This window comes from Rhodobium gokarnense, assembly GCF_025961475.1.
Classification (GTDB): domain Bacteria; phylum Pseudomonadota; class Alphaproteobacteria; order Rhizobiales; family Rhodobiaceae; genus Rhodobium; species Rhodobium gokarnense.
Genome location: NZ_JAOQNS010000012.1, coordinates 117454 through 131645 on the forward strand (window position 1 = coordinate 117454; position 14192 = coordinate 131645).

Here is a 14192-nt window from a genome sequence, read left to right on the forward strand (position 1 = left end):
TGCCCTGAGGGCGCCGGCGAGGCCTCTCGAAGCGCGGGTGTCTGCGCCATGCACACCGAGCGGGCGGGGTACAGGTTTGTCATTCCGCACCTCCTGCCATCGCCTCTTGGCCTGCCGGATGGACATGACCCCGCACCGGTGCACCATCGCAAGCGCCGCCATGCCGTTCGTGTGAAGCGACGGTTTCGCGACAGGGCTGCTCGGCGAGGCCACCGAAGCGGCGGTTGCGGCGGCGGTAGTCACGCATCGCCGTTGCCAGCTCCTCGGCGCCGAAGTCGGGCCAGAGGCAGGGGGTGAAATAGAGTTCGGCGTAGGCGCATTCCCAGAGCAGGAAGTCGGACAGCCGCTGCTCGCCGCTGGTGCGGACGAGAAGGTCGACGTCGGGACAGGAGACGCCGCCCTTGAGATGGCGCGCGAAGGTCTCCGGGGTGAGCGGCGTGTCGCCTCGCGCCGACGATGCCGCCTCGAGGATAGCGTGGCGGGCGGAGTAGTCGAGGGCGATCCGCAGGTGCAGGCGTCTTCCGGCCCTCGTATCGGCTTCGAGCCCGGCGATCTCGTCCGCAAGGCCTTCGGGCAGGCGGTCGCGCCGGCCGATCACCGTCAGGCGGACGCCATTGTCGATGAGGTCCGGGCGCCGGGTGCGGAAATACTGGCGGAACAGCTCAAAGAGCGCATCGACCTCCGCCGCCGGCCGCTGCCAGTTGTCCGACGAAAAGGCATAGAGCGTCAGGGTGCCGATGTTGAGGTCGGGCGCGGCACGGACGACGGCTTCCACGGCGTTGACGCCTTCCACATGGCCGTATGGGCGCGGCAGGCCCCGCTGCAGGGCCCAGCGGCCGTTGCCGTCCATGATGACGGCGACGTGGTCTCTTTTGCGTAAATAACTTTGCATTGCAAAGCTCCTTTCCAAAAAAACACCCCGAACGCGGCGCGTCCGCGGTGAAGCGCACCCCCTGCCCTTTCTCTTGTCGTTGGCGCATCGGATCGTTGCGTTTGTCCAGATCCGATGCGCCGAAGCGCGTTGCCTTCAGACGCTTCTGGCGCCGCCTGTCTCAGGCGGTCTGTCGTTGCGTGTATCTTCGTCCCGGCTACCCTCCTCAGAGAGTCTTCAGACCGGCTTCAGTCCGAGCTTGCCCGGATCGGGTTCGTTGCTGCGTTCCGCGGCGTCGGCCGCGTTCCTGACCACCTGTTCCAGCACGGCCAGATAGTCGGCGAAACGCTTGCGGCCGAGGTCGGTGAGTTCGCACCTGGTGTGCGGGCGATTGCGCTCATAGCCCTTGTGGACGGCGACCAGCCCGGCGTCCTGCAGCACCTGGATGTGGCGGCTGAGATTGCCGTCGGTGAGGCCGCAAAGCTGTTTCAGGTCGGAAAAGGCCAGCCCCTTCGGGTGGCCGACCAGCGACGTGACGATGCCGAGCCTAGCCTTTTCGTGAAACACCCGGTCGAGCCCGTCATAGGCAAAGGGCGCGTCCTCAGATCGCTTGGCCATCGTCGCCTCCATTGGCGCTGCGTAAGAGGATCGCCATCAGGCCCTGGCCGAGGGCGAAGGGGACGCCCATCATCCAGGGCGAAAGCTCGCGGCTGGTGCTTGCGAGGATGAAGACCGCGATCCCGGCAACGAGGTACCAGGCGCCAGCGAGCCCGATGGAGCGCGGCAGGCTGCGCAAGGAGGCGAAAAGGCCAAGCGCGACAAGGATCTGCCAGAGGCCGGGAAGCATCCAGATGGAGTCGGGCGCGTATTTCAGCACCGCCGCGGTCACCGCCGCGCCGGCGACCCCGGCCGGCAGGAACTGCTCGACGGCGGCAAGGATCATCGCATCGGCCATGCCGCCATGGAGGCGCCGGGAGCGCGCAAACATCTCCACGCCGACGAGCGCCGCCGCAACGACGGCGACGACGATCCAGCAGACAACGAACCGCACCGGATCGTCGGCGAGCGCTGCCGGCCAGGTCGCCTGGGCAACGGCAGCGACGAGCGCCAGCCCGCCGGTCGTCGCGATCACCGCAGGGCCGAAGCCGCGAAACAGCGTGCCGGCGGCAAGCTGGCTGCGGATATTGGCAATGTCCGTCAAGGCCTTGTCGAATTCGCCCATGCCGATCCCACGCAGGTGCAAATAACTTTATAATGCAAAGTACACGTCACTCCAAAGATTGGCAAGGGCGATCTTGCAGGCCGGGCGAAAAAGCGGCGCCCGGGGCAGTTGCGTGTTTTCGCCGACGTCGCAGACGGGCGGCCCTCGACCCTCCCGCGCCATCATCCCCTGCCTCGGGAAAACGGCACGGACTTATGAATGTCCGTCATGAGCGTCTGCATCCTGCGCGGCCTAATGCCGCCCGCTCCGGCGACTTACATCAATAGAAACAATCACAAAGCCAAGGCCGCTCCAGACATCCAAGGGGCAAAGCGCCGGATCGGCGCCGGGCCTTGCGGCATGACAGGAGTTCAAGATGGCTTGGGAAAAACAGCAACTGGACGAGATCGCCAAGGCCGGGGATTTCCGGATCGCGCCGTTCCGCAAGGACGGCGAGACGCTCGGCACGCCGACCTATATCTGGTTCGTCACCGTCGGCGGCTCGCTCTATGTTCGGCCGTATAACGGCCGGAAATCGCGCTGGTACAAAGCCGCGATGGAACAGAAGGCCGGCGCCATCAAGGTCGATGGTACGACTCTCGACGTCGCCTTCGCGCCCGCCGACGCCGCCCTCAACGACAAGATCGACGCAGCCTATCGCGCAAAATACCCCGACAGCCGCTACCTGCCGCCGATGATCTCGGAGCGCACCCGCGCCGCCACCGTCGAGGTGCTGCCGCGCGACACCGAGCGCTGAGCGCAGCACCGGCCGAGACCCAACAGACATTTTCTGGACTCCGGCAACCGGCGCGCGACAGGCGCCGGAAGAGACCGCATCGCCGGACCCGTCGGAATTGCACATGAAAGGACCTCAGATGAAGAACCTCCTAGACGGCAAAACCGCCATCGTCACCGGCGCCAGCAAGGGCATCGGCCTTGCCATTGCCGAGCTCTTTGCCGAGGAAGGCGCCAATGTGGTGCTGACCGCGCGCGGCAAGGAGCGCCTCGACAAGGCCGTGGAAGGCATCCGCGCCAAGGGGGCCAAGGCCATCGGCATCATCGCCGATTCCGCCGACCCGGCAGCGCCCGCGCGCGTCTTCAAGGAGGCGATCTCGGCCTATGGCCAGGTCGACATCCTCGTCAACAATGCCGGCTCCGGCGACATGGTCGCCATCGAGGAGGCGAGCGACGAGCATTTCGCCAAGATCATGGAACTGAACCTCGTCGGCCCGTTCCGCTATTGCCGCGAGGCGGTGAAGCACTTCATGCCGCGCAACGAGGGCCGGATCATCAACGTCTCCTCGGTCAACGGCACCCTGCCGATCTGCGGCGTCGCCTACACCTCGACCAAGGGCGGCCTCAACACGATGACCAAGAACATCGCCATCCGCCTATCCGGCACCAGGATCCGCTGCAACGCGATCGCCCCCGGCGTCACCGACACGGACGCCGCGCGCGCCTGGGCCGCCGGCGAGCAGGAAGGCGGCGACGTGATGCTGGAATTCTCCGACAAATACACCAACACCACCGTGCCGATGACCGAACCGCGCGACCAGGCCTATGCCGCGCTCTATCTTGCCAGCGAGATGGGCAAGGCCGTCACCGGCCAGGTCATCCAGGTCGACAACGGCGCCTTCCTGTAATGCGGTCGGGCTTTCCCGCCCGACACGAACACCCCTGCCCACGGACCGGGCCCGGCGGCACGCCAGGCCCGGCCTTTCATTGAGGAGAACCCCACCCATGCCCCACGTCATCGTCAAGGCCTGGCCCGGCAAGAGCGAGGACCAGAAGAGGCGCCTGGCGGAAGCCATCACCAGGAACGTCATGGAGATTTTCGATTACGGCCGGGACCCGGTCTCGGTCGCCATCGAAGAGGTCCCGGCGGAACGCTGGAAAGAGGACGTCTTCGATCCGGACATCGAGGCGTTTCCGGAACGTCTCTACAAGAAGCCCGGCTACCGGATGTAGCGGGAACGAAAAGAGCCGGGCGACAGGGATGTCGCCCGGCTCTTTCTTTTTGTCCAATGGACCGTGCGGCCCGACCTATTCGCCTTCGGGATAGTCCGTGGATAGCGTCAGGTCCTTCCAGGTCTCGAAGTTGTCGCGCAGCTCCTCCAGGCGGTCCATGGCGCGGCCATAGGCCTGCGCGCTCATCAAGAGCCGCAGCGGCGGGTTTTCCGCCTCATAGGCGGTGAGGACGGCCGCGGCCAGGCGCACCGGATCGCCGTCCTGGTGGCCCGAGCCTTCCTTCAGGCCCTTCCTCAGGGCGCCGGCGGTCTCGGCATAGTCGTCGATGACGGTCTTGGATTCGATGACGGAGCGGCCGGCCCAGTCGGTGCGGAACCCGCCCGGCTCGACGATCGTCACCTTGATGCCGAGCGGCGCGGCTTCTTTCGCCAGCGCCTCGGACAGCGCCTCGACGGCGAATTTGGTGGCGTTGTAGTAGCCGAGCGCCGGATAGGCGATCAGCCCGCCGATGGAGGAGAAGTTGAAGATGTGGCCGCTGCGGCGGGCGCGCATGCCCGGCAGCACCTTCTGGGTCAGCGTGTTGAGGCCGAAGACGTTGGTCTCGAACTGGCGCCGGATCTCCGCGTCCTCACCCTCCTCGATGGCCGAGAAATAGCCGTAGCCGGCATTGTTGACGAGAACGTCGATGCGCCCGAAACGGGCTTCGGCGTCGGCAACGGCCTTGTCGATCATCGCCGGGTCGGTGACGTCGAGTGTGAGGGCAAGGGCATGGTCCTCGTTGCCTTCGACGAGGTCGGCGATGCTCTCAAGGCGGCGGGCAGTCATCGCCACCGGAAAACCGCGCGAGAGCAGCAGCTTGGCGATTTCGCGGCCGAAACCGGTCGAGCAACCGGTGACGAACCATACGGGTTTGTCTGTCGACATAATGAGTCCTTTCAAATGTCGGGGTCTTGGGAAGAAGGGCGTTGGCGGCAATCTCCGCCTCAGCCGAAGGGTTTGGTCTTCAGCCAGTCGAGCGTCTCCTTCAGCGTCGTCGGAATGTCGCGAAGGGTGACGCCGAGGCTGTCGCGGCGCGTGAAGTCGAACCCGGTCGGCGTCTCCGGCTCGCCCTTAAGAGGGGCCGGCAGCGCCGAAACGGGAACGTCCTTGGCGATCTCGGCGTAGATGTCGCGCCAGGGCCAACTGTCATAGACCGCGAAATAGCGCCCGGAGGCATCACGGTTCTCATAGCCGGCCAGGAACAACGCCGCCACGTCGTCGAGATGCGAGACGGACATGGAGCCGGCCGGCACCTGGTCGTGCCAGCCCTGTTTGCCCTCCAGCATATCGGCGAGCGCCTTGTGGAAGGAGCGGTTCGCATGTTCGGGAAGGATGGTCGGGCCCAGCATCATGGTCGGCAGGAAGATCACCAGCCGCTGGCCGTGCTCCTCGGCAAAGGCCTTGGCCGAGGCCTCCATCACGGTCTTTTCTGCCGCCGTGTACTTCTTCTGGGAAAGCTGGTGCTGGAGGTCGGAGGGGTGGTCGATCTCGTTCTTCACCGCCACCGGCTCGCGCGGATTGGTGCTGCTGGTCGAGGAACAGACGATGACATTTTTGACGCCCTGCCGGTCGGCGGCCTGCATGATGTTGAGGCAGCCGTCCTCGATCGGCCGGATGATCTCGGACCAGCCCCGATCCTCGTCCATCTCGCGGGCCGGCGTGCCGTCGCGGCCGGCATAGATCGGTACGAGGCAGGCGATGAACACGGCGTCGCAGCCGGCAAGCGGCGCGTCGAAGTCGGCGCTCGTCGCCATGTCGGCGGAATAGAGGACCAATCGCTCCGCCGCGCCGGGCAGCGCCATCAGGTAGGGCGCCTTTTGCGGGTCTGCGGCGTTCCTGAGCGTGCCCTTGACGCGGTAGCCGGCCGCCAGCGCCGCCTTGACGATGTGCGAGCCCACGAGCCCGCTGGCGCCGACGACGCAAAGGGTCTTGTCGCTGTTGCTCATGTCGGGTCTCCCTTTCTGGCTTTCCGTTTCGGCAGGAGCGGCCTCAAACCGCCGCAAGCAGGCCGCAAATGCGTTCCGCACACAGCGCGAGCCGCCTTCCGCCATCCGGAGAAATCGTCTGAAGCACAGATAATACCGCCTTGCGGCGCCGTGTAGGCGCGGCAAATGGCATTGAGAGATGAATGCCGCTCATGAATGGGACGGCTCGGAAAACGGCATCCCGGCGGGCGCCGGACGCATTCCAATGCTTTTAAACGCTCGGCGCCATGTCCGGTTCCATGAGTGAGATCGATAAGTGCAATGAGCCAGGCAGAACTACAGACACCGGGCGGGCACCCTACCCTTTTACATATGCATCCGTCTGAATGACGCGGACCGACAGGAAGGACTTTCCATGAGCCCACCCATCCAATTCGAGCTCCGGCGCCGGACCCTGCTCGCCGGAACGGCGGCGGGCGCGGTGACCGCTGCCCTCGGCCGCTTCGGCGTCGACAAGGCGAACGCCGCAACGGGCGGTTCCGGCGGTGCTGCCCCGGTCGGCCCGGAGACCAGTACCGTGACGCTCACCGTCAACGGCGAAAAGCACGCGTTGACCCTCGACAACCGCACGACGCTGCTCGATGCGCTGCGCGAGCATCTGCACCTCACCGGCACCAAGAAGGGCTGCGACCACGGCCAGTGCGGCGCCTGCACCTGCACGGTCAACGGCACCCGCGTCAATTCCTGCCTCAGCCTTGCCGCCATGCATGACGGCGACAAGATCGAGACCATCGAGGGCATCGGCACGCCGGACAACATGGACCCGATGCAGGCCGCGTTCCTGGAGCATGACGGCTTCCAGTGCGGCTACTGCACGCCAGGGCAGATCACCTCGGCCCGCGCCGTGCTTGAGGAAATCAAGGCCGGCATTCCCTCGCACGTCACCGACGACCTGACCGCCGCGATCGCCCTCACCGATGCGGAGATCCGCGAGCGCATGTCCGGCAACATCTGCCGCTGCGGCGCCTATTCCAACATCCTTGCCGCAATTACCCAGGTCGCGGAGGAACAGTCGTGAAAGCCTTTTCCTACGAAAAAATGACCGATCCGGCCAAGGCCGCGGCCCGCGCCGCCGAGGTCGAGGGCGCAAAATTCCTCGCCGGCGGCACCAATCTGCTCGACCTCATGAAGCTTGAGATCGAGGCGCCGGTGCACATCATCGACGTCAACGGGCTCGGCCTCGACGAGATCACAGAGACCGAGGACGGTGGCTTGCGCATCGGCACGCTGGTGACGAACACCGCGCTCTCCGCCGATCAACGCATCCGCCGTGACTATCCGCTGCTGACGCGGGCGATCGCCGCGGGCGCCTCCGGCCAGCTTCGCAACAAGGCGACGACCGGCGGCAACCTGCTGCAGCGCACGCGGTGCCCGTATTTCTATGACCCGGCCCAGCCCTGCAACAAGCGCGAGCCCGGCTCCGGCTGTGCGGCGCTCTCCGAAGGTGCGTTCTCGCGCCAGCTCGGCATCATCGGCACGTCCGATTCCTGCATCGCGACGCACCCCTCCGACATGGCCGTTGCCATGCGGGCGCTCGATGCCACGGTGGAGACCGTGACGCCGACCGGCATGACGCGCCGCATCGCGCTGGAAGACCTGCACGTCCTTCCTGGCGACACGCCCGACAAGGAGACGTCGCTCCTGCCCGGCGAGTTGATCACCGCAGTGACGCTGCCCGCCCCTGTCGGCGGCGAACAGAAGTATCACAAGGTGCGCGACCGGGCGTCCTACGCCTTTGCGCTCGTCTCGGTCGCCCTCATCCGCCAGCCGGACGGCAGCGGACGTGTCGCGCTCGGCGGCGTCGCCCCGAAGCCCTGGCGTTCCCCTGAGGCCGACGCGGAGCTGCCGAACGGCGCGCGCGCGGTGATGGCGAAGCTCCTCGACGGTGCCCGCCCCACGGAAGAGAACGCCTTCAAGATCACCCTGGCCGAGCGCACGCTCGCGGCCATGCTGGCAGAGGAGTAATCCCATGGAGTTCAATCAACCGGCAGGAAAGAACCTCTTCGACACCGCCCGCGTGGTCGGCAAGCCGCTCCACCGGGTCGACGGGCCGCTGAAGGTCACGGGAACCGCGCCTTACGCCTATGAACGGCACGACGTGGTCGCGAAACAGCTCTATGGCTATCCCGTCGGCAGCGCCATCTCGCACGGGCGCATCCTCAGCATGGAGACGGAAGCCGCCAGGGCGGCGCCCGGCGTGCGCGCGGTCGTGACCACCCTCGACATCGAGCCGCTCGGCATCTGGAACTACAACGTTGCCCGCCTCTTCGGCGGCGACAAGGTGGAGCACTACCACCAGGCCATCGCCGTCGTCGTTGCCGATACGTTCGAGCAGGCGCGCGCCGCTGCCGCCCTCATCAAGACCGAGTATGAGGAAGGCGATCCGGCCGATTTCGATCTCGACGCTGCCTTCGAGCGCGTTCAGGGATCGGGCGAGCCGGGCACCCTCGTCGGCGACGTGGAGGGCGCCTTCCGAAGCGCCGCGGCGGTCGTCGACCAGATGTACCGCACCCCGTCCCAGAGCCACATGATGATGGAGCAGCATGCGGCGATCGTCGACTGGTCGGACGGCGGCGAGATGACCGTGTGGACCTCGAACCAGATGATCGAATGGAACCGGCAGTCGCTGGCCACCAATTTCGACATCGACCCTGACACCATCCGCGTGGAAAGCCCCTATGTCGGCGGCGGCTTCGGCGGCAAGCTGTGGCTGCGGGCCGACGAGGTGCTGGCCGCCATCGGCTCGCGCGCGGCCAAGGCGCCGGTCAAGCTGGCCCTGCCGCGGCCGTTCATGATGAACAACACCACCCACCGGTCTGCCACCGTCCAGCGCATCCGCCTCGCCGCTAATGCCGACGGCAAGCTGACCGGCATCTGGCACGAGGTCGCCTCGCACTCCCTGCCGGGCGGGCGCGGCGAGAACGCAACGGCGCAGACGCCGTTCTTCTACGCCGCGCCCAACCGCCGGGTGCAGCACCACATCATCGAGATGTCGCTGCCGGAGGCCTCCGACATGCGCGCGCCCGGCGAAGCCTCCGGACTGATGGCGCTGGAAGTCGCGATGGACGAGATGGCCGAGGCGCTGGAGATGGACCCGGTCGAGTTCCGCATCGTCAACGACACAAAGGTCAACCCGTCCGATCCGGACCAGCCCTTTTCCGAGCGGCATTTCGTGGAATGCCTGAAGCGCGGCGCCGAGGCCTTTGGCTGGCAGGACCGCAACCGGACACCTGCCGGCAAGCGCGAGGGCCAGTGGCTGATCGGCCACGGCATGGCCGGCGCCTATCGCGGCGCGCCGACGCTGAACTCCGGCGCACGGGTGCGGCTTTCGGGCGGCAAGCTCGTCGTCGAGACGGACATGACCGACATCGGTACCGGCTCCTACACCATCCTCGCCCAGACGGCGGCGGAGGTGATGGGCCTGACGGTCGAGGACGTGGAAATGCGCCTCGGCAACAGCGCCTATCCGGTCTCGTCCGGCTCCGGCGGCCAGTTCGGCGCGGCCAGCTCCACCGCCGGCGTCTATGCCGCGTGCCTGGCGCTGCGCGAAAAGATCGCCGAGCAACTGAAGGTCGAGGACCCGGAATTCCGCGACGGCCGGGTCATTGCCGGCGACACCGACACGGCGCTTGCCGACCTTGAGGGCGAGATCGTCGCGGAGGACACCATGACATTCGGCGATTTCAAGAAGGGCTACAAGCTGGCCACCTTCGGCGCCCATTTCGTCGAGGTGGCGGTCCATCGCGGCAGCGGCGAGATTCGCGTGCGGCGCATGGTGGCGGTCGCCGATTCCGGGCGCATCCTCAATCCGATCACGGCGCGCAGCCAGGTGATCGGCGGCATGACCATGGGCGTCGGCGCGGCGCTGTCTGAGGAAATGGCGCTGGATACGGGTCGCGGCATGTTCGCCAATCACGACCTTGCCGGCTACGAGGTCGCCGTCCATGCGGACATCCCCGAGCAGGAAGTGATCTTCCTGGACACGGTCGACGAGATATCGTCGCCGCTGAAGGCCAAGGGCGTCGGCGAGTTAGGGCTGTGCGGCGTTGCCGCTGCGGTCGCCAATGCGGTCTACAACGCCACCGGCGTGCGTGTGCGCGACTATCCGGTCACGCTGGACAAGATGATCGACCGGATGCCGGCCGTCTGATCGCTCGCTGCACCAGGTGCAACGATAGACAAGGGGGGCGTTCGCCGGTCGGCGGGCGCCCTCTTGTTGTGTCAGTGCGTGCGCAGCCACTCGCGGGCCGAGCGCTGGGCGTCGGCGATCTCGGCGGCCGACAGTTCTCCGGCGACCTCCTGGCGATACTGCACCGCCTCGCGCTTGCCCTTCATCGCCGCCAGGTTGAACCACTTGTGGGCGGAGACGAGATCCGGCTCGGCCTCGCGGCCGATGGAGCACATCATGCCGAGGCGGAAGAAGATGTCGCCGCTGGCATCGTCGTGACCCATCGCGGCAAGGTCGGCACTGTTGATTTCAAATCGAGCCATCGAACACTACTCCCGTTTCATCAGTTCTCGATGTCGCTTCTATTGGGCTTCTGCCCGCGTTTGATGGGGTGAGTGTGCCCAAGGCCCTTGAATCACGGGTTAATCTTTGAGCTTAATTTTTGAAAAACAAACCTAAAATGCTTCGTAAAATTTACGATGGATTCAGATTGAATCGCCGGAAAGCCGAAAGGACTCAAGGCCTTGCCGATTCAATTCGAGCAATACCTGAAACCGACTGTTAAACATCGAACGATGAACCCCGCCGGCGGGGACGTTTTTTTTCGCCGGCCATCGCCCGAGGACGCCGCCGGTGCCGCCACAGTTTTGTCTGCAAGAAAGCTGATCATCCGGTTCATGGCCGGTTCATGGCCCGGCCCCTAGGGTCCGGCCCGACAGAGCAACGGACCGTTGCCCCCCAGACATCCTCCTACACTTGCGGAGATACCGACATGATCGCACGCACCGCCTCCACCGCCGTCCTGGCCGCCGCCGCGCTTTTCGGCGCGCTGTCGCTGTCGCCGGCGCTCGCGCAACGGGGCGACGACGCCATCCTCGGCTTCTGGAAGACGCCGCACGGCGCCACCGTGGAGGTCACGACCTGCGCCACCGGCATCTGCGGCGACATCGTGGAGATGGACGCCCAGGACGGCGTGCCGGGTCCGCAAGTGCGGGACGTCAACCACCCGAACCCGGATCGCCGCGACCGCAAGCTCCTCGGCGCGCGCATCATGCGCAAGGTCGTCAAGACCGGTCCGAACGAGTGGAAGGGCCGTGCCTACCATCCCAAGCACGGCCTCAGGATGGCACCGACCATCACGCTGGTCGGCGACGGCCGCATGAAGCTGACGGCCTGTCTGAAGAAGGCGCCGTCGATCTGCCAGGACGAATACTGGCAGCGCGTCAACGGCTACTGATCACGGAAAATAACGACAAAAAGACAAGGAGCGGCGCCCGGCACCGCTCCTTTTTTCTTGCCTCGGGCGTGGGTGTCAGTCCCGCGCGCGCTGACCGAACAGCACCGACTGGGCGCCCTTGTCGGCGGAGAGATTGAATTTTTCCCGCTCCGCCTTGCCGACCGCCAGGCCGCGCTGCACGGCCGGGCGGGCGTTCATGGCCTCGAACCAGCGCTTCAGGTGCGGGAAGTCGTCAATGTCCTGGCCCTGGTTCTCGTAGGGACGGATCCAGCCGAGTGACGCCATGTCGGCGATGGAATAGTCGCCGGCGAGGTATTCCCGGTCGGCGAGGTGCTTGTTGATGACGCCGTAAAGCCGGTTGACCTCGTTGGTGTAGCGGTCGATGGCGTAAGGCACCTTTTCCGGCGCGTATTGACGGAAGTGGTGGGCCTGGCCGGCCATCGGGCCGAGCCCGCCCATCTGCCACATCAGCCATTGCTCGACCTCGACCCGGCCGCGCTCGTCGGCGGGGTAGAACCGGCCGAACTTGCGGCCGAGATAAAGGAGGATCGCGCCCGACTCAAAGACCGAGATCGGCGATCCATCCGGGCCTTCCGGGTCGATGATCGCCGGCATGCGGTTGTTCGGCGAGATCGCCAGGAACTCCGGCTTGAACTGGTCGCCCTGGCCGATATTGATCAGGTTGAGATTGTAGGGCGCGCCGAGCTCTTCCAGCATGATGGAGATCTTCCATCCGTTCGGCGTCGGCCAGTAGAAAAGCTCGATCGGTGTCGTCTGCTGCATCGTCCCTGTCCCCTTATGTCCAGCCACGCCGTGCGGCGCGTTCAGCGGCAGAGGATAGCGGGGGACGATGACATTTCCAGCCTCAGGCCGCCGTTTCCTCCATCACCCTTGCGGGAGCGCCGGTCTCCTCACCGACCGCGAGCGGGCCGGCGCCGGCGAGCACCTGGTGGAGCGCACGCGCCCGGCCGAGGACTGCCTCCGGCCCGGTTTCGGCCGGGGTCAGCAGGACGCGGCCCCTGGCGGCGGCGCGGCCGACGGAAGGCGCGGCGGTCAGCGAAATGACGACGGGGGCGAGCATCAGCGGCACCGCCACCGGCCACAGCCAGACCAGCAGCTTGGGGGCGAAGAACCAGGCGACGGCCATCGCCGCGGTGCCGGTCAGCATCATCCACCAGGTGGCCTTCAGGCCGGTCCACAGGCCGACCGAGCCGTCCGAGCGGTTGGCCGCCGGCCAGCCACTGTCGCGGCCGCTGAGCACCTGCAGAACCGAGCGGGTCTGGAACATCATGTTGATGGGCGCGACGATGCTGGACAGCACCAGTTCGATGACGGCGCTGGAGGCCATCGCCGCCTTGCCGCCGAACGGCTTCAGGTTCTCCTGGACGAGGCCGCGCCAGACGATGAGCGCCTTCGGCAGCACCAAAAGGGCGATGATGCCGAGCACCAGGATGATCGCCTTGTTGCGCTCCGGCTGCGGGAACACCGGCTGGCCGCTGCCCTCGATCGGGAAATAGACCGGCGCCGGCGCAACGATGACGGCCATCAGGCTGGCGATCAGGAACAGCGCCCACATCGGCGAGGCGAGATAGGAGAGGATCCCCTGCACCAGCGAGGTGCGGCTCCAATAGGGCATGCCGGGCGTGCCGATGATCTTGGAATGCTGCAAGTTGCCCTGGCACCAGCGGCGGTCGCGCTTGGCGTATTCCAGAAGGTTGGCCGGGGCTTCCTCATAGGAGCCGCCGAGGTCGGGATCGACGCGGACCTTCCAGCCGTTGCGGGCAAGGAGGGCGGCCTCGACGAAGTCGTGGCTGAGGACGTCGCCGCCGAAGGGCGGCTTTCCGGGCAGGGTCGGCAGGCCGCAGGAGCCGGCGAAGGCCTCGATGCGGATCAGCGCATTGTGGCCCCAGAACGGGCCCTGGCGGCCCTGCAGGGCGGCGATGCCGCGGGTGAAGATCGGCGCGTAGAGGGCGGCGGAGAACTGCAGCGCGCGGCCGAACAGCGACGACTGGCCGGTGACGACCGGCAGGGTCTGCAACAGGCCGAGCTTGGGGTCGGCGTCCATGCGCCGGACCATTTCAAGGATCGTTTCCGCGCTCATGACGCTGTCGGCGTCGAGCACCAGCATGGACCCGTAGGCGCCGCCGGAGGTCGTCACGAACGACTTGATGTTGCCGGCCTTGCGGCCGCTGTTTTCCGTACGGCGGCGATAGAAGATGCGGTTGCCGGCGCCGAACCGGGTCAGCACGTCGCGATAGAGCCGTTGCTCCTCTGCGGCCCGCTCCTCGTTGGTGCTGTCGGACAGGATGTGGAAATCGAACGCGTCGCCATGGCCGCTCGCGCGGATCTCCTCATACATGGCGAGCACGTTGGCAAAAACCGCCGAAGCGTCCTCATTGTAGATGGGCATCAGGACGGCCACGCGCTGCTGCGGGCCGTCCCAGTCGTCGGGCATCTTGCGCGGCTCCATCGGGAAGATGAGGCCGAGGAAAGCGGTGCAGGCGCCCCAGGCGAGCCAGCCGGTCGTCGCCGCCAGGAGCACGACGCGCACGGCATCGAGCACGTCGAACCCGTCGGAGGCGACGACGTCGAGGAACAGCCCCATGGCGATCGCCGTCAACACGACGGTCAGCACGACCGCGCCGAGGCGACGGATGTGGATCGAAATGGGTTCTGGCGTCGGCTGGAACGGGGCGCGCACGGTGGTCCTGAAGTCCTGATGT

At 66.3% G+C, this 14192-nt stretch carries 14 protein-coding genes and 1 pseudogene; 7 read left to right on the plus strand and 8 right to left on the minus strand.

The annotated features are described in order from the left end of the window. Positions 1-79 precede the first annotated feature (79 nt). The 3 genes from M2319_RS18790 to M2319_RS18800 form a co-directional block, all read right to left on the minus strand. Positions 80-892: a di-trans,poly-cis-decaprenylcistransferase gene (locus M2319_RS18790; RefSeq protein ID WP_264603003.1), complete on the minus strand. Its 813-nt coding sequence runs from the start codon at positions 890-892 to the stop codon at positions 80-82. Positions 893-1108: 216 nt separating this feature from the next. Further along, on the minus strand, positions 1109-1489 hold the full coding sequence (locus M2319_RS18795) for a transcriptional regulator (protein WP_264603004.1): 381 nt from the start codon (positions 1487-1489) through the stop codon (positions 1109-1111). Beyond that, positions 1473-2093 (minus strand): hypothetical protein, encoded by a 621-nt coding sequence (locus M2319_RS18800; RefSeq protein ID WP_264603005.1) that lies wholly within the window; start codon positions 2091-2093, stop codon positions 1473-1475. Before M2319_RS18800 ends, M2319_RS18795 begins: the two co-directional genes overlap by 17 nt. A 355-nt stretch (positions 2094-2448) precedes the next feature. On the opposite strand from M2319_RS18800, the gene M2319_RS18805 reads away from it, so the two are divergent. From M2319_RS18805 to M2319_RS18815, 3 genes are all read left to right on the plus strand, one after another. Next, positions 2449-2829, plus strand: coding sequence for a DUF2255 family protein (locus M2319_RS18805; protein ID WP_264603006.1), 381 nt, complete (start codon positions 2449-2451; stop codon positions 2827-2829). Between the two features lie 103 nt (positions 2830-2932). Next, positions 2933-3715, plus strand: coding sequence for an SDR family NAD(P)-dependent oxidoreductase (locus M2319_RS18810; RefSeq protein WP_264603007.1), 783 nt, complete (start codon positions 2933-2935; stop codon positions 3713-3715). Positions 3716-3812: 97 nt separating this feature from the next. After that, the gene (locus tag M2319_RS18815) at positions 3813-4040 is read left to right on the plus strand and encodes a tautomerase family protein (protein ID WP_264603008.1); all 228 of its coding nucleotides are present in this window, start codon (positions 3813-3815) and stop codon (positions 4038-4040) included. A gap of 75 nt (positions 4041-4115) precedes the next feature. Here M2319_RS18815 and M2319_RS18820 read toward each other — a convergent pair whose 3' ends face one another. Both M2319_RS18820 and M2319_RS18825 read right to left on the minus strand, forming a co-directional pair. Continuing rightward, positions 4116-4964: an oxidoreductase gene (locus M2319_RS18820; RefSeq protein WP_264603009.1), complete on the minus strand. Its 849-nt coding sequence runs from the start codon at positions 4962-4964 to the stop codon at positions 4116-4118. Between the two features lie 59 nt (positions 4965-5023). Continuing rightward, positions 5024-6025 (minus strand): NAD(P)H-binding protein, encoded by a 1002-nt coding sequence (locus M2319_RS18825; RefSeq protein ID WP_264603010.1) that lies wholly within the window; start codon positions 6023-6025, stop codon positions 5024-5026. A 394-nt stretch (positions 6026-6419) separates the two neighbouring features. Here M2319_RS18825 and paoA point away from each other — a divergent pair, with 394 nt between their 5' ends. Genes paoA through paoC form a run of 3 tightly spaced genes read left to right on the plus strand, consistent with a single transcriptional unit; the run spans position 6420 to position 10214 of the window. Then, complete coding sequence (paoA, locus tag M2319_RS18830; RefSeq protein ID WP_264603011.1) at positions 6420-7082, plus strand: aldehyde dehydrogenase iron-sulfur subunit PaoA; 663 nt, start codon at positions 6420-6422, stop codon at positions 7080-7082. Continuing rightward, positions 7079-8029: an FAD binding domain-containing protein gene (locus M2319_RS18835; protein ID WP_264603012.1), complete on the plus strand. Its 951-nt coding sequence runs from the start codon at positions 7079-7081 to the stop codon at positions 8027-8029. The genes paoA and M2319_RS18835 overlap by 4 nt, the downstream gene beginning before the upstream one ends. Positions 8030-8033: 4 nt before the next feature. Beyond that, positions 8034-10214 carry an aldehyde oxidoreductase molybdenum-binding subunit PaoC gene (gene paoC / locus M2319_RS18840; protein ID WP_264603013.1) on the plus strand — a complete coding sequence of 727 codons (2181 nt, stop codon included), beginning with the start codon at positions 8034-8036 and terminating at the stop codon, positions 10212-10214. Between the two features lie 71 nt (positions 10215-10285). Here paoC and M2319_RS18845 read toward each other — a convergent pair whose 3' ends face one another. Then, positions 10286-10555, minus strand: a complete 270-nt coding sequence (locus M2319_RS18845) for a hypothetical protein (RefSeq protein WP_184443369.1) — start codon at positions 10553-10555, stop codon at positions 10286-10288. Positions 10556-11004: 449 nt separating this feature from the next. On the opposite strand from M2319_RS18845, the gene M2319_RS18850 reads away from it, so the two are divergent. Next, positions 11005-11469: a DUF2147 domain-containing protein gene (locus tag M2319_RS18850; protein ID WP_264603014.1), complete on the plus strand. Its 465-nt coding sequence runs from the start codon at positions 11005-11007 to the stop codon at positions 11467-11469. 75 nt (positions 11470-11544) lie between these two features. Here M2319_RS18850 and M2319_RS18855 read toward each other — a convergent pair whose 3' ends face one another. Next, entirely contained in the window at positions 11545-12252 is a 708-nt protein-coding gene (locus M2319_RS18855) for a glutathione binding-like protein (protein WP_264603015.1), read from the minus strand. An 82-nt stretch (positions 12253-12334) separates the two neighbouring features. Beyond that, positions 12335-14191, minus strand: a pseudogene (mdoH, locus tag M2319_RS18860) (glucans biosynthesis glucosyltransferase MdoH); the annotation flags it as partial. Position 14192 lies beyond the last annotated feature (1 nt).